The organism is Arthrobacter pasteuri (genome assembly GCF_054510955.1).
Genome location: NZ_JBTNDO010000001.1, coordinates 1,523,608 through 1,548,084 on the forward strand (window position 1 = coordinate 1,523,608; position 24,477 = coordinate 1,548,084).

At 67.0% G+C, this 24,477-nt stretch carries 19 protein-coding genes and 2 riboswitches; of the genes, 2 read left to right on the forward strand and 17 right to left on the reverse strand.

Translation table 11 applies throughout. The features are described 5' to 3' along the window. Positions 1–226: 226 nt before the first annotated feature. The 4 genes from ACX80H_RS07155 to ACX80H_RS07170 all read right to left on the reverse strand — a co-directional run bounded on the left by ACX80H_RS07155 (position 227) and on the right by ACX80H_RS07170 (position 4,031). Positions 227–742, reverse strand: a complete 516-nt coding sequence (locus ACX80H_RS07155) for a flavin reductase family protein (protein WP_459313382.1) — start codon at positions 740–742, stop codon at positions 227–229. Positions 743–909: 167 nt separating this feature from the next. Then, positions 910–2,115, reverse strand: a complete 1,206-nt coding sequence (locus tag ACX80H_RS07160; RefSeq protein ID WP_459312117.1) for a cystathionine gamma-synthase — start codon at positions 2,113–2,115, stop codon at positions 910–912. 1 nt (position 2,116) lies between these two features. Further along, positions 2,117–3,508 carry an O-acetylhomoserine aminocarboxypropyltransferase/cysteine synthase family protein gene (locus ACX80H_RS07165; RefSeq protein WP_459312119.1) on the reverse strand — a complete coding sequence of 464 codons (1,392 nt, stop codon included), beginning with the start codon at positions 3,506–3,508 and terminating at the stop codon, positions 2,117–2,119. Positions 3,509–3,557: 49 nt separating this feature from the next. After that, positions 3,558–4,031 (reverse strand): PIN domain-containing protein, encoded by a 474-nt coding sequence (locus tag ACX80H_RS07170; RefSeq protein WP_459312121.1) that lies wholly within the window; start codon positions 4,029–4,031, stop codon positions 3,558–3,560. A 205-nt stretch (positions 4,032–4,236) separates the two neighbouring features. Then, positions 4,237–4,362: riboswitch (SAM riboswitch) on the reverse strand. A gap of 284 nt (positions 4,363–4,646) precedes the next feature. Next, a riboswitch (SAM riboswitch) is annotated at positions 4,647–4,743 on the forward strand. 10 nt (positions 4,744–4,753) lie between these two features. Between ACX80H_RS07170 and ACX80H_RS07175 the strand changes: the two genes are divergently transcribed. Beyond that, positions 4,754–5,992 (forward strand): cobalamin-independent methionine synthase II family protein, encoded by a 1,239-nt coding sequence (locus ACX80H_RS07175; protein WP_459312123.1) that lies wholly within the window; start codon positions 4,754–4,756, stop codon positions 5,990–5,992. Positions 5,993–6,085: 93 nt separating this feature from the next. Here ACX80H_RS07175 and ACX80H_RS07180 read toward each other — a convergent pair whose 3' ends face one another. From ACX80H_RS07180 to ACX80H_RS07240, 13 genes are all read right to left on the reverse strand, one after another. After that, on the reverse strand, positions 6,086–7,636 hold the full coding sequence (locus ACX80H_RS07180; RefSeq protein ID WP_459313383.1) for an APC family permease: 1,551 nt from the start codon (positions 7,634–7,636) through the stop codon (positions 6,086–6,088). Positions 7,637–7,782: 146 nt separating this feature from the next. Next, the gene (locus ACX80H_RS07185) at positions 7,783–9,336 is read right to left on the reverse strand and encodes an aldehyde dehydrogenase family protein (RefSeq protein WP_459312124.1); all 1,554 of its coding nucleotides are present in this window, start codon (positions 9,334–9,336) and stop codon (positions 7,783–7,785) included. Positions 9,337–9,369: 33 nt separating this feature from the next. Then, positions 9,370–11,073 (reverse strand): choline dehydrogenase, encoded by a 1,704-nt coding sequence (gene betA / locus ACX80H_RS07190; RefSeq protein ID WP_459312126.1) that lies wholly within the window; start codon positions 11,071–11,073, stop codon positions 9,370–9,372. A gap of 351 nt (positions 11,074–11,424) precedes the next feature. After that, complete coding sequence (locus ACX80H_RS07195; RefSeq protein WP_459312127.1) at positions 11,425–12,009, reverse strand: TetR/AcrR family transcriptional regulator; 585 nt, start codon at positions 12,007–12,009, stop codon at positions 11,425–11,427. 157 nt (positions 12,010–12,166) lie between these two features. Then, on the reverse strand, positions 12,167–13,132 hold the full coding sequence (locus ACX80H_RS07200) for a 2-hydroxyacid dehydrogenase (RefSeq protein WP_459312128.1): 966 nt from the start codon (positions 13,130–13,132) through the stop codon (positions 12,167–12,169). Continuing rightward, on the reverse strand, positions 13,129–14,328 hold the full coding sequence (locus ACX80H_RS07205; RefSeq protein ID WP_459312130.1) for a pyridoxal phosphate-dependent aminotransferase: 1,200 nt from the start codon (positions 14,326–14,328) through the stop codon (positions 13,129–13,131). Before ACX80H_RS07205 ends, ACX80H_RS07200 begins: the two co-directional genes overlap by 4 nt. 304 nt (positions 14,329–14,632) lie before the next feature. Next, a complete protein-coding gene (locus ACX80H_RS07210; protein ID WP_459312132.1) occupies positions 14,633–16,030 on the reverse strand; it encodes an L-serine ammonia-lyase in 1,398 nt (465 codons plus the stop codon). A gap of 67 nt (positions 16,031–16,097) precedes the next feature. Then, positions 16,098–16,733 carry a sarcosine oxidase subunit gamma gene (locus ACX80H_RS07215; protein WP_459312133.1) on the reverse strand — a complete coding sequence of 212 codons (636 nt, stop codon included), beginning with the start codon at positions 16,731–16,733 and terminating at the stop codon, positions 16,098–16,100. Then, a complete protein-coding gene (locus ACX80H_RS07220; RefSeq protein WP_459312135.1) occupies positions 16,726–19,668 on the reverse strand; it encodes a sarcosine oxidase subunit alpha family protein in 2,943 nt (980 codons plus the stop codon). Before ACX80H_RS07220 ends, ACX80H_RS07215 begins: the two co-directional genes overlap by 8 nt. Continuing rightward, a complete protein-coding gene (locus ACX80H_RS07225) occupies positions 19,665–20,072 on the reverse strand; it encodes a sarcosine oxidase subunit delta (protein WP_459312136.1) in 408 nt (135 codons plus the stop codon). The genes ACX80H_RS07220 and ACX80H_RS07225 overlap by 4 nt, the downstream gene beginning before the upstream one ends. A 14-nt stretch (positions 20,073–20,086) precedes the next feature. Then, a complete protein-coding gene (locus ACX80H_RS07230; RefSeq protein WP_459312137.1) occupies positions 20,087–21,307 on the reverse strand; it encodes a sarcosine oxidase subunit beta family protein in 1,221 nt (406 codons plus the stop codon). Beyond that, positions 21,304–22,602 (reverse strand): serine hydroxymethyltransferase, encoded by a 1,299-nt coding sequence (gene glyA, locus ACX80H_RS07235; protein WP_459312139.1) that lies wholly within the window; start codon positions 22,600–22,602, stop codon positions 21,304–21,306. Before glyA ends, ACX80H_RS07230 begins: the two co-directional genes overlap by 4 nt. Before the next feature lie 114 nt (positions 22,603–22,716). Then, positions 22,717–23,394 (reverse strand): GntR family transcriptional regulator, encoded by a 678-nt coding sequence (locus ACX80H_RS07240; protein WP_459312141.1) that lies wholly within the window; start codon positions 23,392–23,394, stop codon positions 22,717–22,719. 125 nt (positions 23,395–23,519) lie between these two features. Between ACX80H_RS07240 and purU the strand changes: the two genes are divergently transcribed. After that, complete coding sequence (gene purU, locus ACX80H_RS07245) at positions 23,520–24,434, forward strand: formyltetrahydrofolate deformylase (RefSeq protein ID WP_459312143.1); 915 nt, start codon at positions 23,520–23,522, stop codon at positions 24,432–24,434. Positions 24,435–24,477 lie beyond the last annotated feature (43 nt).

Sequence of the window (24,477 nt, forward strand, 5' to 3'; positions counted from 1 at the left end):
GGTGGATCGCCTCACTGCTGTGCCCGCCATCGGGACAGCTGGCTTGAAACGATTCAAAGTAGTTCCCGAACTCTACCAAGAAAGACTCCTGGCTTCTACGGACAGGAGGCCGGGCGCGGGAAGTTCGGGAGTGGCCTGCCCGACGTCGATGCTTCCCTCTCTGCGGAATGACAGCGGGGAGCCCGGAATCGGGGTTCAGGGCCTCAGCGAGCCGTGCGCGGTCTGCTCATGCGGTCGTCTCCAGCACTGCTGCCGGGGACTGCACTCCGGCGTAGGCGCCCCGAAAGAACAGCAGGGGTTCGGCGTCGAGCCGCGCGCTCAGGGACCGGACGCTCCCCACCACGATGGTGTGGTCACCGCCGTCGTACTCCTGGTGCAGCTCGCAGTCCACCCAGGCGAGTGCGTCCTCCAGGACCGGGTTGCCCAGCGGAGACGCGGTGTAGTCGACGCCGGCGAACTTGTCCGTACCCGAGCGTGCGAACTGGCCGGCCAGGTGCTGGTGCTCCGCCGACAGGATGTTCACGGTGAAGCGTCCCGCTGCACGGAGCAGGGGCCAGGTGGTGGAGGACCGGGCCGGACTGAAGGTGACCAACGCCGGGTCGAGCGAGAGGGAGGCGAAGGACTGGCAGGTGAACCCGGCCGGACCCGTGGGCGTCGCCGCCGTGATCACAGTGAGCCCGGTGGCGAAGTGTCCCAACACCTGCCGGAGGCGCCGGGGGCTGAGGTCCGAGATATCCGAGATGTCCGACATGATGGGTCCTTTCGTGGCGTATGAATTCAATCAAGCACCGTTTGCGCCCGCACCCAAGAGCCGGGGAAGCGAGCTGTCGTATGAGGAAACACGGGGTCATCGACCGTCGTACTGGGTAGTGAGCAGGCCCGGGACAGCGGTGTTCTGCTGCACCGGGGTCAGGCGCTGAGAGCCACGCCTCTCCTGGACGCCCGATGTGTCTTCTCCAGCGCGGTGGCCAGGTCCTCCTGCAGGTCTGCCAGGTCCTCGACGCCGACGGACAGCCGGACCAGGTCGGTGGGCACGGCCAGCGGGGTCCCGCGTACCGAGGCGTGGGTCATCTCCGAGCAGTAGCAGACCAGCGATTCCACCCCGCCCAGGCTCACGGAGAGCGCGAAGAGCCGGGTCGATTCGGCGAACGCCCGTGCGGCGGCTTCTCCGGCACTGAAGCGCAGCGAGACGATCCCGCCGAAACCTGACATCTGGCGCGCTGCCAGGGCATGGCCCGGGTGCTCGGGCAGTCCGGGGTAGAGCACCTCCGCGACGCCGGGCTGGTCACGGAGCCATTCGGCGAGAGCCTGGGCATTGGAGGTGTGCCGCTCCATGCGCAGGCCGAGGGTCTTCAGGCCGCGGGCGGCCAGGTAGCAGTCCTGCGGCCCGGCGACTGCGCCGCCGGCGAACTGCTGATAGCCGATGGTCTCGGCCAGCGCGGTGCCGCGGAAGGTACGGTCGGCCACGACCACGGCACCGCCGAGCACGTCCGAATGCCCGCCGATGTACTTGGTGGTCGAGTGCACCACCACGTCCGCGCCGAGGTCCAGCGGCCGCTGCAGGTAGGGCGAGGCGAACGTGTTGTCCACCACGAGCAGGGCCCCGGCATCGTGCGCCAGCGCCGCCCACCCGGCCAGATCCGCGATGCCCAGCAGCGGGTTCGACGGCGTCTCCACCCAGAGCATCGCGGTGGAGCCCGGCCGGACCGCTGCGGCCACCGCCGCCAGGTCGGTGATGTCCACGGCCGTGTTCGCCACACCCCACGGGCCCAGCAGCCCGTTGATGAGCCGGTTGGTCCCGCCGTAGCCGTCCCCGCCGAGGACGATGTGATCGCCGGGGCGCAGCAGTGCCCGCAGCAGCGCGTCCTCGGCCGCCAGCCCGGAGGCGAAGGCGAAGGCCGCCGTCCCGTGCTCGAGCGCGGCCAGCTGGGCCTCGAAACCGTTGCGGGTCGGGTTGGAGCCCCGACTGTATTCGTGCCCGGCGCGCAGCACGTTGATCCCGTCCTGCACGAAGGTGGAGGTCTGGTAGATCGGCGGGATCACCGCACCGGTCAACGGATCAGGGTCCTGCCCGGCATGGACGGCTGTCGTGTTGAACCCTGTGTACTGCGCCATGTCAGGCTCCTCTTCCTGCGGGGGCGGCAGGGGCCCCTGCCGCCGGAGTAGCCGCGATGTCCGCGGCGCCCACCAGCGGGGCCAGTGCCCGGTCCTCGGCTCCCACCAGCGGGGCCAGCGCCAGGTCCAGGTCCGCGACGAGGTCCGCCGCGGTTTCCAGACCCACGGAGAGCCGGATGGTGGTTTCCGCGATCCCGGCGGTGGCGCGCTGTTCCGGGGTGAGCCGGCAGTGCGTCATCGCAGCGGGGTGCGCGACCAGGGACCGGGTGTCCCCCACGTTGGCCACCAGCTTGAACAGCCGGAGCCGGTCGATGAAGGCCCCCACCTGCCCTGGCTCTGCGGCCAGGTCGAAGGAGAACACGCTGCCGGCCCCGTGCGGGAAGTCCCTGGCCGCGATTCCGGCCTGCGGGTGGCCCGCGACGGAGGGGTGGTGTACCGCGGCGACGGCCGGGTGGCCGGCCAGGAACCGGATGACCTCGCGGGTGTTCCGGGCGTGCCGGGCCACCCGGATGTCCAGGGTCTCCAGCCCCTGCAGGATCTGCGCGGCACTTCCCGGTGCGAGCGAGGGGCCCAGGTCGTGCAGGTACTTGCTGCGTGCGAGGGCCAGGTACGCGCCGTGGCCGTGGCGTTCCCACAGGACCTCCCCGCCGTAGCGGCGCTTGGGCCGGGTGAGCTGCGGCCACCGGTCCGGGTAGGCGGAGAAGTCGAAGCGCCCGCCGTCGACCACGGCACCTGCAAGGGTGCTCCCGTGCCCGCCGAGGAACTTCGTGGCCGAATACACCACGATGTCAGCCCCGTGGTCGAGGGGCCGGAACAGGGCCGGGGTCGCCAGGGTGTTGTCCACCACCAGCGGCACCCCGGCGGCATGGGCGACCGCGGCAAGCGCCGGCAGGTCCTGCAGCGTGGCGAGCGGATTGCCGATGGATTCGGTCAGGAAGGCCCGCGTCGTCGGGCGCACAGCGGCCTGCCAGGCACCGGGGTGCGCGGGGTCGGCGAAGCTGACCTCGATCCCGAAATCGTCGAAGGTGTCCGTGAGCAGGTCCACCGTCCCCCCGTACAGCTTCGACGACGCCACGATGTGCTGACCTCCGCGGACCAGCGACACCAGGGCGACGGCGACCGCGGCCTGCCCGGTCGCCGTCGCCAGTGCGGCCACGCCGCCGTCGAGCGCAGCGATCCGCTGCTCCAGCACTGCCACCGTCGGGTTGCCGGTCCGCGTGTAGGTGAAGCCCGGCTCCTTCAGCGCGAACATGCGCCGGGCCGATGCGTAGTCCGGGAATTCATACGCCGCGGTCTGATAGATGGGGACTGCCACGGGCCGGTAGGGGGCCTGCGGCTCATAACCTGCGTGGATCTGGGAAGTGGCCGTACAGCCGGCGTCACCGGTACTCATCGAAGATGCTCCTTCGGCAGAAGTGGTCAGGGCTTGGGATCGAGCGGGTCTACAGGGACCGGGTCGCCGGTCCCGTGTGGGATGGCGGGGTCGGGGGCGCCCCAACCGCATGCGCTTCCGGAATCCAGGGATTGATGGCCGACACCGGGAAATCCCGGTAGACCTCGACATTTCCCGACACAATGGAAAGGCTTTTATGAATTGCAGTCGCAGCAATGAGGGAATCGACTGCGGACACCTCGGCGTCACTCAGCATCGGGCCCCAGACAGCGGCGATATCAGCGTCGACGGAAAGAATGTTCGAGCTGTAGGAGTTCACGAACTCCTGCACCCAGGCGCCGACGGTCCGATATTGCTGGTTCTCCCGGCTCACCAGATGCAGTTCCCCGATCGTCAGGGCGGAGACGAATATACGGAAGTGTCTCCTCCGCTGGAGGAAATCGACGACAGCCGTGGAAGGGCGTGGGCTCCGCAACTCCACGACGACGTCGGTATCCAGAAGGAGGCCGCTTGTGCGTGGCATTCCTCAGACTGCCAGTGGGGGCAGACCGGCGTCCTCCGTGCGATTCGGTGCCACATGCGGTCCGAGGAGGAAGTCCACGAACGCTTCACGTGGAGCCATGAGTGCCTCGTAGTCGTGAATGCTCACGACCGACAGGGGAACCTGGGCGTGGGAGGCAGCAAGGGAGGTAGCAGTCATCGGCGGGCGGCACGGGGCCGCGTCCTTTCGGGAGCTCTTGCCCGCACCAGGTACCCCGGGGGGTGAATGCGGACCGCTTCGTCATCCGAACCACCCACCGAGCGCGGGGTTGGTATGTGACCAAGTCGGAGCTTGACGGTCACAATTCATGAAGCTGTTGGAAGTATAACCACGCAATCGTGATCGAAGTAAACACCCCGCGCCTTTGTGCCCTCGTGCGCTCGCACGCCTATCGACGGTTCCACGCCTGGTAGCAGGGAATTTCGCCGGCCGCAGGAGTCGAGACTCCGCACCGAATTGCTCCGGAATATTACGCCCCTGGTTTTTCCGGCGCGCTCATCGTCGTCCATGATGGGGCCAGCCCCTCCGATTGGTGCTCAGCCTTCTGGCTGTGGAGGGGACGTGCCTGCGTCACCGGTGGATTTAGAGCCCTAAGCCACACCATCCAGAGCAGCTGAGAGACCTGCCTCCATGACGCTGCAGCTTCCCCCGGATTTCCTGTCCGGAAAGGTGCTAATGGCAGGACCGATGGAAAGGAAAACATCATGACACTCGATCGCATCTCCACCAGCCACGCCGGCTCGCTGCCCCGCACACCGGAACTGATCGCCGCCAACGCCGCCCGCACCTTCGCCGAGGACGGCTTCACCCTGGAACGGACACCGGAATTCGAAGGACTGCTCACGACTGCCGTGGTGGACCTCGTCCAACGCCAGAAGGAGTTCGGGATCACGATCCCGGGCGATGGCGAGTACGGCAAGGCGATGTCCAACCCGGTCGATTACGGAGCCTGGTGGACCTACAGCTTCCAGCGCACCGCCGGCCTGGAACTGACGGACTTCAATCCGATCCTCGCCGAGCCTGTCCGTAGCGAGCCCGGCGCCATCAGGCTGACCTCGTTCGCCGACCGGCGTGACTGGACCCGCTTCGCGGCGGCCTACCAGGATCCCGAGAGCGGCATCCAGATCGGCAAGAACGCCACAGCCTTTCCGTCCGCGACCGGGCCGATCTCCTACACCGGGCACGCTGCACTGGCCAGCGACATCACGAACCTCAAAGCGGGGTTGGGCGCCGCGGGCATCCCGACAGGATTCATCACGGCCCTCTCACCCGGGTCCGCGAGCAGGATCGGCAACGACTATTACGCCAGCGAGGAGGAGTTCATCTACGCCTGGGCCGATGTCCTGCGCGAGGAGTACAAGGCCATCGTCGAAGCAGGCCTGATCGTGCAGATCGACGATCCGTCCATCGCGGAGAACTGGGACCAGATCAACCCCGAACCCACCATCGAGGACTACCAGAAGTTCACCCGGATCCGGGTCGAGGCGCTGAACTATGCGCTGCGGGGACTACCCGAGGAACAGGTCCGGTTCCACGTCTGCTGGGGTTCCTGGCACGGCCCGCACACCACGGACATCGAGTTCCGCCACATCGTGGACCTTGTACTGGGCATCAACGCCGGTTCGTACTCCTTCGAGGCAGCGAACGCCCGTCACGAACACGAATGGACGCTGTGGCAGGACGTCGACCTTCCTGCCGGGAAAGTGCTCGTTCCCGGCGTCGTCTCGCACGCGACCAACGTCGTCGAGCACCCTGAACTGGTCGCCCAGCGCATCGAGCGGTTCGCCGCACTCGTAGGTCGGGAGAACGTCGTCGCCTCCACCGACTGCGGGCTGGGCGGAAGGATCCACCCGCAGATCGCCGCGGCCAAGCTCGAGTCCCTGGGGCGCGGCGCTCAGATCGCCTCGAACAGGCTCTTCGCCCGCTCCGGAACACTCGTCTGATCACCAGCGGTCACCCTGTCGAGAGGGTGACGGTGTAACTCCAGCCCCACTTGTCCAGGCGATGCCTGGACAAGTGGGGCCGGACAGCGGGACCTACACCAGTTCGGTGGACGCCAGCGATCTCGTCTCGGCGGAGCCCCCCGACGAAGGTGCTGGTGTTGCGGCTGCATGTCCGGCGAGGACACCCGTCCGGTGCCGAAGCTTCAGTCGGTACATCAGGACGCCGGTGATGATGACGGCAGCGACGAAGAGAACCCCACCCCACTGCAGGTACCACTCGAACGGCGGCACGGAGTTGTAGATCTCCGAGCGCGGCCAGGTGAGGTTCACGGTCATGGCGCCACCCCACAGGACCGCGAGGATGTTCACCGGCAGTCCCCACTTGCCGAGGCTGAAACCGGGCTCGGTGCCGTCGTCGGGCAGCGGCCACTTCCTGGTGAGGCGGTTCCGCAGCATGGGCACGGTCACCAGCAGGTAGGAAAGGTAGATCAGGACGATGCTGATGCTGGAGAGGATGGTGAAGATGGCCGGCTGGGAGACGTTCACGATCAGCGGGATGACCGCGATGACGCCGATCACGATGGCGGCGACCGTCGGAGTCTTCCGGACCGGGTGCACCTTGCCCAGGTGACGGCTGAACGGAAGGTTGTTGTCCCGGGCCATCGCGAACATCATGCGGATGGCGGCGGCGTGGACGGCCAGCGTACAGACCATGACGGCCACCACGATGCACAGCAGGAAGGCCTTGCCGAAGGGGCCGCCCAGCACGGAGAGCACGATGTATTGCAGGCCGCCGTCGGCCGAGCCCAGCTTGGGATCATCCAGGTCCGGGGCCGCGAGGAGTCCGGTGAGCAGGATCAGTCCACCCAGCACGAAGGATGCGGTGATCGCCCGCAGGATGGCCTTGGGTGCCGTGCGCTTGGGGTCCTTGGTCTCTTCGCCGAGGGAGCTGGCAGTATCGAAGCCGTACATCACATAGCCCGATGCCATGGCGCCGATGATGAAGACTCCGAAGAAGCCCAAGGGGTGGTCCACTCCGAATCCCGTGGTCTCGAAGAGGACGCCGGGTCCGCGGACCACATGCCATGCAAGCGCGAGGATGAGCAACACCGCGGCAACAAGTTCGACGAAGACGCCGACGCTGTTGATCTTGGTCATGAGTCTCACGCCGAAGGCGTTGATGAGGGTGGAGATTCCGATCATGATGCTCGCGAGCATCACCCCGTTGAGGGCGAAGTCGGAGGTGCCGGTGCCGTCACCGATGACCTGGAACCCGGACCAGATCTGGGGCAGGGTGAGCTGGAGGGCCAGTGCCACGGCGCCCAGGGCCACGATCGAAGAGATCAGCAACAGCCATCCGGCCAGCCAGGCGACGGTGCCGGAGGAGAGCCTCTTGGCCCAGTTGTAGACCGATCCGGCCACAGGGTAACGCCCTGCCAGTTCGGCGAAGCACAGGGCCACCATCAACTGCCCGGCGAAGACGATCGGCCAGGACCAGGCGTAGGCCGGGCCGGCCATGGAGTAACCGAAATAGAACAGTTGAAAAACACCGGTCAGAATGGAGATGTAGCTGACTCCGGCCGCGAAGCTGGCGAACTTGCCGATGCTCCGGTCCAGGGTCTGGGCATAGCCGAACTGGTCCATGCCGCTTGAATCAGTACTCTTGCTGGGTTCCGCCAATTGAACTCCTAAGTCAGAAAAGCACGATGGTGGCCTGCGCCCGGCGTGGACGCAGGCGAGACCGGGCGCCGCGCCGTTGCGGCGCCCCGCTGTTTCCCCAAGGCTGTTGCCTAGTCGGCTGCGCCCTCCCCCGTTTCCCTCGAAGCCGGAGTGCCGAACCAGCCGCTGGGTGCGGGCTGGACGTTCTGCCAGATGTGCTTCGCCTCGCGGTACTCGTTGAGACCCGCCTGGCCGAGTTCACGGCCGATCCCCGACTTCCCGAAGCCGCCCCACTCGGCCTGCGGTACGTACGGGTGGTAGTCGTTGATCCACACGGTTCCGTGCCGGAGGCCGCCGGCGACCCGCTGCGCCTTCGAGGCATCCGAGGTCCACACCGCGCCGGCCAGGCCGTACTCCGTATCGTTCGCGATGGCGACCGCCTGATCCTCGGTCCGGAACGTCTCGACGGTCAGCACGGGGCCGAACGACTCCTCGCGGAGTACGCTCATGCCGGAGCGGCAGTTGCCGAGTACGGTGGGCGGGTAGAAGTAGCCGTCGGCGAGCGGTCCCTCGTCGGGGACGTAGCCCCCGCACAGGAGCTCGGCGCCTTCCGCGATGCCGGCCTGGACATAGGCGTGGACCTGGTCCCGGTGCTTGGCGGAAATGAGCGGCCCGGTCTCGGCGTCCGGATCGAACGGCCCGCCCATCCGGATCTTCTGCGCCCGTTCCACGACCTCGGCCACGAAACGGTCAGCGATCGACTCCTCGATCACGAGCCGCGCCCCTGCCGAGCAGACCTGCCCGGAGTGCAGGAAGATGGCCGTCAGGGCGTTGTCGACGGCGGCGTCCCAGTCCGCGTCCGCGAAGACGACGTTCGGGTTCTTGCCGCCGAGTTCGAAGGCGACGTTCTTGACCGTCTCCGCGGCCGCAGCCATGATCGTCCGGCCTGTGGCCAGGCTTCCGGTCAGGGAGACGAGGTCGACGCGCGGATCGGAGCTGAGTGGGCCGCCCACCCTCGCGCCGGGTCCGGTGACGAGGTTCGCGACGCCGGCAGGGACGCCTGCCTCTTCGAGGGTTTCCATGAGGAGGATCGACGTGGACGGTGTGAGCTCGCTGGGCTTCAGCACGAACGAGTTCCCGGCGACGAGTGCCGGCGCCACCTTCCAGGCGGCCTGGAGGAGTGGGTAGTTCCAGGGTGCGATGAGGGCACACACGCCCAGCGGCTCGTAGACCACGCGGCTGATGGCGTTGGGCCGGCCCGTGTCGATCACCCTGCCGGCGTCGAGGCCCGCGATCTTCCCGTAGTAGCGGAAGCAGGCAGCAATGTCGTCCATGTCGTACTCGGCCTCGACAAGGCGCTTGCCGGTGTCGAGCGCCTCCGCCCGGGCGTAGGCGGCCTTGTCCCGTTCGAGCAGATCGGCCACGCGCAGCAGCACGGCACCCCGCTCGATATCCGTGAGCCTGCGCCACGGGCCACCATCGAACGTCGCCCGCGCGCTGGCGATCGCCCGCTCGGCATCCTCCGCGGTGGATGACGCGACGACCGCCACTTCGCGCCCGTCTGCCGGGCAGCGCACGGATGCGGTGCCGCCGTCGGACGCCTGCTGCCAGGCTCCGCCGATGTACAGGCCCTTGATGGCCTGCGGTGTCCCGACCTGCTGGACGTGCTCAGCCGTGGCAGTCATTGTTTCTCCTTCTCGTGTGTGCATCCGGCATTCCTAGCCCCTGGCCGCAGGGGCGGCGTCGCGGGTGCGCTCCAGCGGGCTGACGCCGTGCCGGTAGAACTCCGCGTGCTGCGGCGCCAGCGGGGTCTTGCCGGCGATCAGGTCGGCCGCCTTCTCAGCGAGCATCATGACCGGCGCGTAGATGTTGCCGTTCGTGACGTAGGGCATGGCGGACGCGTCCACCACGCGGAGGCCCTCGGTGCCGTGCACGGTCATGTCCAGCGGGTTCACGACGGCCATGGGATCGGAATCGGGGCCCATCTTCGCCGTGCAGGACGGGTGCAGCGCTGTCTCGGCGTCGCGGGCGACCCAGTCGAGGATCTCCGCGTCCGTCTGGACGGACCGCCCCGGGGAGAGCTCGCCCCCGTTGAAGGGGCCCATGGCGGACTGGCCCAGGATGTCACGCGCCACACGGACAGCCTCGACCCATTCGCGCCGGTCCTGGTCCGTGGAGAGGTAGTTGAACACCATGGACGGGTGCACGGTGGGATCGGTGGACGTGATCTTGAGGGTGCCGCGGGCGTCGGAGTACATGGGGCCGATGTGTACCTGGTAGCCGTGCTTCGCATCGGCCTTCTGGCCGTCGTAGCGGACGGCGACCGGCAGGAAATGGAACATCAGGTTCGGGTACGCGACATCCTCGTTGGAGCGGACGAAGCCGCCGCCCTCGAAGTGGTTGGTGGCGGCCGGTCCCTTCCGGCCCAGCAGCCACTGCATGCCGATCCACGGCATACGCCAGACGTCCAGGGCCGGCTGCATGGACACCGGCTGGGTGCAGGCGTGCTGGATGTAGACCTCGAGGTGGTCCTGGAGGTTCTCGCCGACGCCGGGCAGGTCCGCCACGGAGTTGATGCCCAGGGAGTTCAGGTGGGCGGCGTCGCCGACGCCGGAGAGCTGCAGCAGCTGCGGGGTGTTGATCGCGCCACCGGCCAGGATCACCTCGCCCGCGTTCACCTGGTGGGTCTTGCCGTTGCGGCGGTACGTGACGCCGGTGGCCACGTTGCCCGTGAAGTTGATCTTGGTGGCCAGTGCCCGGGTGAGGACGGTCAGGTTGTCCCGGCCGAAGTTCGGCCGCAGGTAGGCGCGCGACGCCGAGAGCCGCTGACCCTTGTGCACGTTGCGGTCGAAGGCCGCGAAGCCTTCCTGGCGGTACCCGTTGACGTCGTCCGTCAGCGGGTAACCGGCTTCCTGGGCTGCGGCGAAGAAGGCCTGGAACAGCGGGTTCGTGGCCGGCCCGCGTTCCAGCACGAGGGGGCCGGAGTGTCCGCGCAGTTCATCGTCCGGGTCCGCGGCGAGTGCGTTCTCCATCCGGTTGAAGTACGGCAGGCAGTGCGCGAAGTCCCACGTCTCCATCCCGGCGTCGGCGCCCCAGCGCTCGTAATCCAAAGGGTTGCCGCGCTGGAAGATCATGCCATTGATGGAGCTGGAGCCACCCAGGACCTTGCCCCGGGCATGTGCCACGCGGCGGCCGCCCATATGGGGCTCCGGGTCCGACTCGTAGCGCCAGTCATAGAGCGGGTTGCCGCTGGGGAAGGTGAGCGCGGCCGGCATCTGGATGAAGAGGTCCCAGGGGTAGTCGCTCCGCCCGGCCTCGAGGACCAGGACGCTGGCCTGGCCGCCGTCGCTCAGCCGGTTGGCGAGCACGGAGCCCGCGCTTCCGCCGCCGACGATGACGTAGTCGTAGCTGGTTTTCGTCATGCTGCAAACTCTCCTTCTACCTCGCGCCGGTCACAGTGGCCAGGGCGGGTCGTTGTTCTTTCGAAAGCGAAAGGGTGACCGTGCCAGCCGGAGAATCCGCGGTATCCCCTGGTGTGGCGTAGGTCATATTCAGGGAGAGTAGTCCACCTTGAACGACTGTTCAATAGCAAAACTGGACAAACGTTCAAAAAATAACGAGCGTGAAACATTCGACCTGCGCTGAGATGGGGGAACGCGCCCTTGCCCTTCACATGTGTCGCGCTTCTGGCGGTATATGACGGAATTCAGGGTCGGGCATGACCTCAGGGATTGCAGGGTGCCGCCGTGCCGGAGAGTGGCGGTTCGCGGCCGCTATGCCGCGAAGGCGATCTCTTCGGTGCGGGCGATACTTCGCCGGATGGATTCTTTGTCCACGCCGAGGAGCGCGGTCAGCCACATGCCGTTCTGCAGGACGACGATGTCGGCGGCCCGCTCTTTGCATTCCCTGGCAGGCAGCTCAGGCTTGGCCTTTCCTATCAGGGCGGCGAGCCCGTCCAGGTATCGGTCGAAGGCTGCGGCGTTGATCAGGGCGAAATCTTCGTGCGCCCTGGCGAGCCCCCACAGATGAAGGCGCAGGGACAGGTACCGCGTGGTCAGGAGTTCCGGGCCCGCAACCCGGCGCAGGGCATTCCGGAGCTGTTCGTCCGGGGGCAGCGCCGGGTCCGACGCAACCAGAGCGAGGTCGTGTTCGTCCACACTGTGCAGGGCCGCGCGGATGAGGCTCATCTTGTCTTCGTAGTAGTAGTTCACCAGCCCGAGGGCGACGCCGGCTTCCCGGGCCACCGCGCGCATACTGACACCCGAGATGCCGTGGCGCGACAGCAGATCGAGCGCCGCTTCGAGAATGCGCGCCTGCCGGTCGATCTGTTGGCCGGGCTTGACGGTGTTTGTACTCACTTGGCCAGAGTATGGCCAAAGGCGTGACGGTGCATCCCGCTGACAGCGGCGCCCCACGCTGACGCATACGACGGGTTCCGATGCGGCGGCCAGGTGGATGCCGGGGCCGCGTCCCGACAGTCATCGATGCCGTTGCCCTCTCCCGCGTGTGCGCTGGTCACCTCTGATTGATCGGCGCGGGTGGTCGTTCGTCGCTGAGCACGGCGAGGGTGTTGTCCGCTGCGAGCATTGCCATGGCAGTACGGGTCTCGACGGTGGCGGAACCGAGGTGAGGGACGAGCACGACGTTCTCGAGCTCGAGCAGCCCGCGGTGCACGCGGGGTTCGTTCTCGAAGACGTCGAGCCCCGCGCCGGCGATCCGTCCCTCGCGAAGGGCGGAAGCGAGGGCTGCTTCGTCGACGATGGGCCCGCGGGCGGTATTGATGAGATAGGCCGAATCCTTCATGGCCGCGAGTTGTTCGACGCCGATCAGGTGGTGAGTGGCAGGCCCGTAGGGACAGTGCAGGGAGACGATGTCGGAGACGGTCAACAGCTCGTCGAGGTCGACGCGCCGGGCGCCCAGCTCTGCGGCGATCCGCGAGTCGAGCTCACTGCGCGACTGGTACACGATATCCATGCCGAAGGCTTTGGCCCGGCGCGCGGTGGCCTGGCCGATGCCGCCCATGCCTACGATGCCGAGGGTCTTGCCCTGCAGACTGCTGCCGAGCAGGAAGAACATGCCCCACTTCCAGGCCTGGCCGGAGCGGATCAGCCGTTCGCCCTCGCCGAGCCGGCGGGTCGCCAGGAGGATCAGGCCGAACGCGATGTCGGCCGTGGCGTCCGTGAGGACGCCAGGGGTGTTGGTGGCCACGATGCCCCGTTCGGTACAGGCCGGCACGTCGATGTTGTCGTAGCCGACGGCGACGTTCGCGACCACCCTGAGCTGCGGGCCGGCGGCGTCGAGCAGCTCGGAGTCGATGCGTTCGGTGAGCAGGCTCACCACGGCGTCGGCACCGGCTACCCGGCGCAGGAGCTCCTCGCGGCCGATCGACTCCCGACTCTGCCAGGCGTCCACGTCGTGCTCGGCGCGAAGCTTCTCGATCGCGGCTTCGGGTATCTGTCCCGTGACGACGACCCGGCTCATGCCGTCTCGATCCACTTGCGCAGGCGGCCGAGGCCGTCGCGGATGTCGGCGACGTCGATGCCCGAGTAGGCGAGCCGGATGTACTGCCGCTCCTCACCGGGCTGGCGGCGTCCGAAGTGCTCACGGGTGCAGAAGGAGACGCCGGTCTCGTGGAGGGCTGTGGAGGCGAAGTCGCCGACTGCCGTGTACCCCATGCGCTGCATGGCCTCGGTGACGTCGGGGAAGAGGTAGAACGTCGACTTCGGCACCGCGACCTGCACTCCGGAGATGTCGTTCACGAGTTCGCAGGCGGCATCCCGTCGCTCGCGCAGGACATCGAGCATCTGCTGGACGGGTTCCTGGGTGCCTCGGAGTGCTTCGATGCCGGCCCATTGAACGTAGTGCGTCGTGCACGACTCGTCGTTGGTGTTGAGTGTGCTGAGGATCCTGGCGATGGCGAGAGGGGCGACGGCGCAGCCCAGACGGGATCCCGTCATGGCGAACTTCTTGCTGAACGTATAGAGGATCACGGTGCGCTCGGCCATGCCGGGAAGCGAGGCGATGGAGCTGGAGACACCCTCGTAGCGTGTCTCGAAGTACGCCTCATCGGAGAGTACCCAGAGGTCGTGCTCCTGGGCGAGCTGTGCGACCGCCTCCCGTTCGGCCGATGTCGATTCAGCCGAGATGGGGTTCTGCAGGTCGTTGTAGATGATGGCGACGGTCTTCGGGGTGATCGATGCGCGCACCTGGTCGAGGTCGATCGCGAAGCCCTCACTGGTGGGCAGGTAGCGGTACGGCACCGCTGTGCCTCCGAGGTACTCGATCTGCGATTCGTAGATCGGGAAGCCGGGGTTGGGATAGAGCACTTCCTGGCCCGGGTTCATGACCGCCTGCAGGAATTTGGTGATCACGGGCTTGCCGCCCGTCATCACGACCACGTTGTCAGGGGTGAACTCGATGCCTCGGCGGGCCCCGATGTCCTCGGCGAGTGCCTCGCGCAACTGCGGGATGCCGGGACCCGGGCAATAGCCCGTGTGACCGTCGGCGATGGCCCGGTTCATGGCTTCGACGATATGCGGGGCCGTAGGGATGTTGATGTCGCCGAGATGGAAGGGGTACACGAGGTTCCCCTTCGACTTCCAGGCAGCTGCTGCCTGGGCGACGCTGAAGGCGGTTTCGGTGCCCAGACGTTCGAGCCGGTTCGCGAGTTGCTGCATGCTGTCTCCTCATCGAGATTGTGATCGATCTACTGCGGTACTGATCTGCTGCTTCTGCGTCATGCGGTGAGGCAGGGTCGACCGATGCCTTTCCGGGGCCGGCCAGGACCTTCTGCGGAGCGGGTCACCAGGCGTCGTACTGGAACGTGAAGTACAGGATGACCGCCATGACCAGAAGAGCAGTGAGAGCGACGAAACAGTCCGTGACCTGCTGCCGTGCACGCGGTGCCCGCAAGCGTGCTTCCAAGGGCGGTTTCGGGCAGGTGCCCCGACCGTCAAGATTCTCATGCCATGTCATGGCTGCTCAGCACTCCACGACGTTGACGGCCAGCCCACCCATGGCCGTCTCCTTGTACTTGGAGCTCATGTCCCTGCCTGTTTCCCGCATGGTGATGATGACCTCGTCGAGGGACACCCGATGGACGCCGTCTCCCCAGAGCGCCATCTTGGCGGCGTTGATCGCTTTCGCCGCGGCGATGGCGTTCCGTTCGATGCAGGGCACCTGGACCAGGCCACCGATGGGATCGCAGGTCAGACCAAGATTGTGTTCCATCGCGATCTCGGCCGCGTTCTCAACCTGCGACGGGCTGCCGCCCATCACTTCGGCCAGGCCGGCGGCAGCCATGGACGATGCAGAGCCCACTTCGCCCTGGCAGCCCATCTCCGCACCCGAGATCGAGGCCTGTTCCTTGTACAGGACTCCGACAGCACCGGCGGTGAGAAGGAACCTGACCACCACGTCGTCGCGATCCTGCTGATCGGCGTCCTGCATGCCGGGCGCGAAGTGCAGGGCGTAGTACAACACGGCGGGGATGATGCCCGCCGCTCCGTTGGTCGGCGCGGTGACGACCCTGCCCCCGGAAGCGTTCTCCTCGTTGACGGCAAGGGCTATCAGGTTCACCCATTCCTGCCAGTACTTGGGGTCGCGGTCCTTGTCCTCCTTCAACAGTCGGTCGTGCCAGTCGGGGGCCCGCCGACGGACCTTGAGCCCACCGGGCAACAGCCCTTCGCGGGTGAGGCTGACCTCTGCACAGCTCTCCATGACCGAGTAGATGTGAAGGAGGCCCTGCCGGATCTCCTCTTCCGTGCGGCTGTCCTTCTCGTTGGTCAGCATCACGTCGCTGATGCCGAGGGAGGTCCGACGGCAGTGTTCGAGCAGCTCTGCGGCGGTGCGGAACGGGAGCGGGAGCTCCTTCTTCGAGGACTCGAGTTCCTGCCGGGCGGCGTCCTCCTCCCCGTCCCGCACGATGAAACCTCCGCCGACCGAGAAGAACGTGGCCGTATGGAGGACCCGGTCGGCCGGGCCGTAGACCGTGAATGTCATGCCGTTGGTGTGCCGCGGCAGGATCGTCAGTGGGCGCAGGACCATGTCCTTGACCCCGTAGGGCAAGGACACGCTTCGACCAAGCTGCAGGATGCCGGTGCCGGCGATGGTCGCCAGCCGCTCCTCCACCTCCTCGGGCCGGATCAGCTCCGGGTGGAAACCCTCGAGGCCGAGAAGGATGGCCGTCATGGTTCCGTGCCCGTGCCCTGTCGCAGCCAGCGACCCGTAGAGGTCGACCCGCAGTGACTCCACATCCGCGAGGATGCCGGAGGCCTTCAGTTCCTCGCTGAACACCGCGGCGGCCCGCATCGGCCCGACAGTATGCGAACTCGAAGGTCCTATCCCGATGGAAAAGAGGTCGAAAACTCCTACAGCCACTGTGTCGTTCCTTCGTGTCAGGATGGCCCGGCAGATGATCCTGTCGGAGAAAGGGCAGCGGTGACCGTCAGGGGACTTCCGGCGAGGCGTACTCGCGCATCGCATCGAGCAGCCAACGGCCCAGGAAGTCCGCGAAGGAGGCGCGCGGGAACAGCCGGAAACTCTCCTCCCCCGTCTTCTCGAGCACCAGCGGGATGTTGCCCACTTCCGTGTTCAGGGCTGTTCCCGGGGGGAAGCTGCGGGGGTGCAGGTCCAAGGAGCAGCCCTTCTCCAGTACGGCGCGCGCCCGGGGGCCGGAGAGTTCGAACGTGGTGCGGTTCGCGGACAGGTCCACCACCTGGCCCGGGGCCCCGCCCAGGGCGGCGGTGAGGGAACCGATGAGGTCGCCGCCGAGTGAGTCGTGCGCGCCTTCCGGCGCGACCACCAGGAACTCGGAGGGTCCCAGCCAGAGGACGCTGACGCCGTCGGCGCCGCCCACTCCACCGCAGCGGGACGGCAGGCTGCCGACCACGGCGGCGACCCGTGAGCCTTCGTCGGAGCGGGGGTCAACGCGGAGGCCCACCATGGTCTGGAACGGGCCCTCCTCGAGGATCACCGTCCCCTCGACGGAGCCGGCCTCCATCGCGGCGGTCAGGTGGGAGGCAGGGCTGCGCCGGATGTCCCGGAGTCCAGAAATGCCGTTGAGTGCTGCTGTGTTAGCCATCCTTGCGGGTCCCTTCGGGATCGAAAAGCACGGTTTCGGCGACGACGACGTCGACCAGCTGGTCCCCTGCGGCGGCCACCAGGGTCTCCCCGATGCGGTTGCGGCCGTTCTTGATCAGTGCCAGGGCGAAGGTCCGGCCCAGGGCGGCACTGGTGTAGCTGGAGGTGACGAAGCCCTGCATCGGAACGGGCCCGGCGGCAGGGTCGACGCCGATGCCCTGCTCCACCAGCTGGGTGCCTTCGGGGAGCCGGAACGAACGGTCCACGGGCAACACGCTGACCAGGTGCTTGCGGTCCTCGCGGGAGGCATCGGCCCGGGCGTAGGACCGCTTGCCGATGAATTCCTTGGCCTTGGAAACAACCCATTCCATGCCCGCGTCCTGCGGGGTGACGGTGCCGTCGGTGTCCTGGCCGACGATCGGGTAGCCTTTCTCGGCACGGAGCACGTGCATGGTCTCGGTGCCGTAGGGGGTGATGTCGAACTCGGCGCCGGCGGCGGCCACGGCTTCCCAGGTGTTCAACCCGTACCAGGACGGCACATTGATCTCGTAGGCCAGTTCGCCGGAGAACGAGATCCGGCAGACCCGGGCCTGCACTCCGGAGGCGAGGGTGGTCTCGCGGAAGGTCATGAAGGGGAAGGCTTCCGGCTCCAGCCCGCCGTCCGCTGCCAGCCCCGGTGCCAGCTTGGCGATGACGGCCCGGGATTTCGGCCCGACGACGGCGATGGTGCTCCACTGTTCGGTCACCGAGGTGCAGTGCACGTCGAGTTCGGGCCATTCGGTCTGGAGCCATTCCTCGAGCCAGTCCAGCACCTTGGCGGCACCGCCCGTGGTGGTGGTCAGAAAGTAGCGCTCGTCATCGAGACGGAGGGTGACGCCGTCGTCGAAGATCATGCCGTCCGCCATGCACATGACGCCGTAGCGGGCAGAACCTGGCGCTAGCTTCTTGAAGGCGTTGGTGTAGATCCGGTTGAGGAACTCGCCGGCATCCCTACCGCGGATCTCTATCTTTCCGAGGGTGGTGGCGTCCATGAAGCCGACAGATTCGCGGACGGCCGCGCACTCGCGCAGCACGGCCGTGTCCATGTCCTCGTCTGCCTGCGGGTAGTACCAGGGGCGCTTCCACTGTCCCACGTCCTCGAACAGGGCACCGTGCGCTTCGTGCCACGGGTGGATGGACGTCTTGCGGGCGGGGTCGAAGAGTTCCCCGCGCTGGCGTCCGGCGAGTGCTGCGAAGGCCACCGGGGTGAACGGCGCACGGTACGTGGTGGTGCCGATGTCGCCGATACCGCGCGACGCTTCGCCGGCCGTGCGGAGTGCGGCGGCGATGACGCCGATCGCGTTGACACCCGAGGTCTTGCCCTGGTCGTTGGCGGTGCTGATGGAGGTGTAGCGCTTGATGTGTTCCACCGAGCGCATGCCGGCACCGGTGGAGCGCAGGACGTCGGCCACGGACTGGTCGCGCTGGAAGTCCACGAAGTGGTGGTGCCAGTCATCCGGCGTGCCGGTCTGACCCGGGACGAGCCACAGCTGGCGGGTCGGGGCGGAGGACTTCGGCTCGCCGGGAACGGACGGCTGCGTGGCTGACTCGAAGCCCACGGCCGTGGCGGCGGCTACGCCGGCGGAGATACCTTCCGCCAGGACGTCCGCGAGGTCGAAGCTGCCGCGGCCGGAACCGATGGTCTGCTGGTTGGGGACCACGGTGCTCGGCACGAAGGCGGCCAGCTCGTCGTCCCAGCGCAGCTTGCCCTGCCGCTGGGAGTGGAGGTGCACCAGCGGGCTCCAGCCGCCGGAGACCGCCAGCAGATCGCAGGTGATCTCCTCGACGTCGGAGGTGAGTTCGCCGTCGTCGTTGATGCCGCGGACGGTGACGGCGCTCAGGCGTCCGGTGCCGTCCGAAGAGGTGTCGGCCACCGCGCTGCCGACCAGCACGCGGGAGCCGGCTCCGAGGGCGGCGGCCGCCACCTCCGTGAGGCTCGAACGGGCATCGACGATGGCCGCCACCTCGACGCCGGCGGCGCGCAGGTCCGCAGCGAGGGCGTAGGCGCTGTCGTTGGTGGTGCTGATGACCACACGGCGCCCCGCAGCCACTGCGTACCGGTTGAGGTAGCTGCGGACTGCGGAGGCCAGCATGATGCCGGGGCGGTCGTTGTTCTCGAAGACCAGCGGACGTTCGTGGGCGCCGGGGGCCAGCACCACCTGCGCGGCACGGATGTGCCAGATGCGCTGGCGGGAGACACCGGGGGCTGCGGGGCTGGACAGGTGGTCGGTGCGGTTCTGGACGGCGATGACGTAGTTGGCATCGTAGGCGCCAAAGGCGGTGGTCCGGTTGAGGACGGTGGATTCGGAGGCGGACACGAGTTCGGCCTCGACGTCCGCCACCCATTCCAGGGCCGGCTTGCCCTCGATGGTCTCGGCCAGACCCGGAGCCGTGGACCCGGAGAGGAGGGATCCGCCGAGCTCGGGCTGGTCGTCGAGGAGCATGACGCGGGCGCCGGTGCGGACGGCCTCACGGGCAGCGGCCAGGCCTGCGGGACCGCCGCCGATGACCAGCACGTCGGTGTGGACGTACTTCTTGTCGTACTCGGCGCGGTCGTCCTCGGGGTCCAGCTTGCCCAGGCCGTTGAGCAGCTCTGCCTTCAGGCCGTCCACCAGGGTGACGGTTGTTGCCGGCAGCATGGACTCGGCCACATGGCCCGGGAAGCGTGGGTGCACCTTGACCAGGGCGTTCGATTCCTCCACGCCGGCGGACAGAATGCCGCGGGGGCGGTCCTCGTACAGTGAGTTGCCGACGGTGATGCGGCCGTTGGCGAGCAAGGCCGAGGCTAGAGTGTCGCCGGGGTGACCGATGAATTCCTCGCCGTCCACGCTGAAACGCCAGGAGATGGTGCGGTCGATGCGTCCGCCCGCATCGAGGCGGAAGTTCTGGGAAGTCACTTGGTTGCTCCTTCCGGGGCGGGGGTGCTGGCGGGGCCTGTGCTTGTACCGGAGATGTCCGGAGCCGCGGTCCCGGTGGTGGTGCTGTCCGGGGCGGTGCTGGCTGTGCCGGACTCGGGTGTCGCGGCGGCCCTGTCCGGACGGTCCGCGCCCATGGGATAGACGGCCTGGATCTCATAGGTAACCGTGTCACGGAGCATGTTGAACCACTGGCGGCACCCGGTGCTGTGGAGCCAGCGTTCGGCGAAGGCGCCCTTGGTGTTGTCGCGGTAGAACAGGAACTCCGCCCATTGGCGGTCGTCCAGCGCTGCCGGATTCTCGGGGTAGGGCACGTGGGCCTGGCCACCGTAGTGGAATTCGGTCTCGTCGCGGGAGCCGCAGTTGGGGCATGAGATGAGGAGCATGTCCGGACTCTCTTCTAGTGGGCCACGGCGGCTGCGCCGTGTTCGTCGATCAGGGCGCCGGTCTCGAACCGCTCCAGCGCGAACGGCTTGTTCAGCTCGTGCGGCGTCCCCGTGGCGATGGTGTGGGCGAAGGTGAGCCCCGCCGCGGGCGTCCCCTTGAACCCGCCGGTACCCCATCCGCAGTTCACGAACATGTTGTCCACCGGGGTGGTACCGACGATGGGTGAGGCGTCAAGTGTGGTGTCAACGATCCCGCCCCAGGTCCGCAGCACGTGCGCCCGCGCGAAGATGGGGAACAGTTCGACGGCGGCGGCCATCTGGTGTTCGATCACATGGAAGGAGCCGCGCTGGCCGTACCCGTTGTAGGAGTCGACGCCGGCTCCCATGACCAGTTCACCCTTGTGGGCCTGGGAGACGTAGACGTGGACGTGGTTGGACATGACGACGGTGGGGTGGACCGGTTCGTGGAGTTCGGAGACCAGGGCCTGCAGGGGGTGGGACTGGATGGGGAGCCGGAACCCGGCCATCTCGGCCAGGACCGAGCTGTGGCCGGCAGCGCACAGCCCCACCTTCTCGGTGGAGATGGTCCCCTGGTTGGTCTTGACGCCCACGACGCGGTTCCCGTCCTTCAGGAAACCGGTGACCTCGCAGTTCTGGATGATGTCCACGCCGAGCTCGTCGCATTTGCGCGCGAAAGCCCAGGCCACGTGGTCGTGCTTAGCGATGCCGGCGCGCGGCTGGTAGGTGGCGCCCATGACCGGATAGCGGATGTTGTCACTGATGTTCAGGATGGGGCACAGTTCCTTGACCTGCTGGGGGTCGAGCCACTCGGCGTCCACGCCGTTGAGCTTGTTCGCTCCGACCCGGCGCATGCTCTCGCGGACATCCCCCAGGGTGTGAGCCAGGTTCATCACGCCGCGCTGGCTGAACAGGAAGTCGTATTCGAGCTCTTCGGGCAGGATCTCCCAGAGCTTGAGGGCGTGCTCGTAGATGGCAGCGCTCTCGTCCCACAGGTAGTTGGACCGGATGATGGTGGTGTTCCGGGCCATGTTGCCGCCCGCCAGCCAGCCCTTCTCCAGGACCGCGATGTTGGTCATGCCGTGGTTCTTGGCCAGGAAGTAGGCGGTGGCGAGGCCGTGCCCACCGCCGCCGACGATCACCGCGTCGTAGCTCTTCTTGGGAGTCGGGTTGTGCCACAGGAATTCCGGGTGCTCCGGAAGCAGATCGGCCATCATGCCACCTCGGTCGCGTCGGAGGAAAGGTTGGGGTAGAGGGGGAACTTCCCCGCCAGGATTTCGACCCGCTGACGGAGTTCCGCCACGGTCTCGTCGCTGAACTCGCGCTTGAGTGCCGCGGCGATGATGTCCGCGACCTCGGTGAATTCCGTCGTCCCGAAGCCACGCGTGGCCAGGGCCGGCGTGCCGATACGGAGACCGGACGAGACCATGGGCGGACGCGGATCGAAGGGCACGGCGTTGCGGTTGACCGTGATCCCGATCCGGTGCAGGCGGTCCTCGCCCTGCTGGCCGTCCAACTCCGAATTGCGCAGGTCCACCAGGACCAGGTGCACGTCGGTACCACCGCTGACGACCGTCACGCCGGACTCTGCGACATCGGCGGACAGCATGCGTTCTGCGATGATGCGGGCGCCTTCGAGGGTGCGTTCCTGGCGGTCGCGGAACTCCGGCTCGGCAGCGAGCTTGAAAGCAACAGCCTTTGCGGCGATGACGTGCTCCAGCGGCCCCCCCTGCTGTCCGGGGAACACCGCGGAGTTGACCTTCTTGGCGATGGCGGCATCATTGGTCAGGATCACACCACCGCGCGGGCCGCCGAGGGTCTTGTGCGTGGTGCTCGTGACGATGTGGGCGTGAGGCACGGGGTTGGGGTGGAGCCCTGCGGCCACCAGGCCGGCGAAGTGCGCCATGTCCACCATAAGGTAGGCACCTACTCGGTCCGCGATGCGGCGGAACTCGGCGAAGTCCAGCTGCCGGGAGTAGGCGGACCAGCCGGCGACGATCAGCTGCGGCTTGTTCTCGACCGCCAGGCGCTCGACCTCGGCCATGTCGATCAGGTGGTCTTCTTCACGCACCCCGTACGGGACGACCTTGTAGAGCTTGCCGGAGAAGTTGATGCGCATCCCGTGTGTCAGGTGGCCTCCGTGCGCGAGGTTCAGCCCCAGGATGGTGTCGCCGGGTTGGATGAGGGCGAACATCGCCGCTGCATTGGCCTGGGCACCCGAGTGGGGCTGCACATTGGCGAATCCGGCGCCGAACAAGGACGTGAGGCGGTCAATGGCCAGCTGCTCGACGACGTCGACGTGCTCGCAGCCGCCGTAGTACCGCTTACCCGGGTAGCCTTCGGCGTACTTGTTGGTCAGGACGGATCCCTGCGCCTCCATGACCGCGGTCGGGGCGAAGTTCTCGGAGGCGATCATCTCCAGCGTGCCCTGCTGGCGCAGCAGTTCCTGCTGCACGGCGGCATGAACCTGGGGATCGGTCTCTGCGAGCGAGCGGGTCAGAACGTCGACCATCGTTGTCTCCTATGTCTGCAACTAATATCCGGTTGATATATTAGTGATTGAGAACAAGTATTCTACCGACCCCCGAGGGTGTCAACAGCTGGCCGGCGGTTCGGGTGATCCGACTCAGGCGGCGAAGAGCGCTTCTCGCACCGCGTGCTCGAAACCACTGACGTGCACCCGCGCGAGCTCCGCGGCCCGGGCCTCGTCCCCGTCGATGACCGCGCGCAGCAGGTCCACATGCTCATGCACGTGACGGGAGAGGTCGGGAAGGCGGTCCAGGACCATGCACCAGATCCGCGTCGCCAGATTGTCGTAGCGGATCAGGACGTCTTCGAGGTGGGGGTTGCCGGCCGCCGCGTAGATGCCCTGGTGCACGCGGGCATCCAGGCGCAGGGTCTCGACGACCGAAGCGGCACTCGTGTCGAAGGCCTCGACCGCGCGGATCACGGCCCGCAACTGCTCCTTCATCGACTCCGTCGCCACCCGCGCTGCCCGGGAGGCGGCAAGCGGCTCGAGCTGGGTGCGGATCTCGGAGATGAACGCCAGATCGGTGACCTCCACCCGGGTGGCGAAAGTACCCCTCCGCGGATAGGAGACGACGAGGCGATCCAACTCCAGCCGCTTCAGGGCTTCACGCACCGGGGTCCGGCCGACGCCGAGGTCCTTGGCGAGGGCGTCGTCGTTGATGAGGTCGCCGGGCTTGATGTCGAGCATCAGCAGCCGGTCCCGGATGCGCTCGTAGGCCACGTCGGCCAACGACCTCTTTGCCTCATCGGCGACTGCCAGAACTTCCAAAGCCATGGCACGAACCCCTTTCCCCTTCGAACCGGGAGGGCTCTTGACCCTTCCTGCAGAACCAGTATACGCTCTCTCTCAGACCTAATATATCAGTACGCAACGTTTGAATATATCCAAAAGGAGGGGACATGACCCTAGTGGCAACAGATTCATCGACCAGCACGCTGCCCCAGTCGGAGGCCCACGCGGAAGACCAGACGCAGAAGTTCGTGTTGACGCTGTCGTGCGTCGAACGTGCGGGCATCGTCCAGGCGGTCACCACCTTTCTCTTCGAACGTGGTTTCAACATCGACGAGCACCAGCAGTTCGATGACGGCCTCCGCCAGACACTGCATCTGCGCTCCGCCTTCTCGGGCTCCTCTGCCTACAACCCGGAGAGGCTCCAGGAGGAGTTCCGCCCGATCGCCGACCGCTTCGACATGAAGTTCAGCTTCCATGACCAGACGAAGCAACGCATCCTCGTGATGGTGTCCAAGTTCGGCCACTGCCTGAACGACCTGCTCTTCCGCTGGCGCGGTGGCAGCCTGGGGGGTGAGATCGCCCTCGTGGTCTCCAACCATGAGACCCACCGGGCCATGGCCGAGGCCGCCGGCCTCCCCTTCATCTACCTCCCGGTCACTCCCGAGACGAAGTCGGATGCCGAACGCCGCCTGCTGGACCTGGTGGACGAGCATGACATCGACCTCGTGGTGCTGGCCCGGTACATGCAGGTCCTGTCCGACGACCTCTGCCGCGCTCTCGAGGGCCGTGCGATCAACATCCACCATTCGTTCCTTCCGGGATTCAAGGGTGCACGCCCCTACCACCAGGCCTACGATCGCGGCGTCAAACTGGTCGGCGCAACGGCCCACTACGTGACGGCGGAACTGGATGAAGGGCCCATCATCGAACAGGAAGTCATTCGGGTGGACCACAGCTATGGACCGACCGCCCTCTCGACGGTCGGCCAGGACGCCGAAGCACTGGCTCTCTCACGCGCGGTGCGGTGGCACTGCGAGCACCGGGTGCTGCTGGACCGGACCAGCACCGTCGTGTTCCGGTAAGCACGAACCACCAGACCAGCACAGACAACCCATGGATATCAGC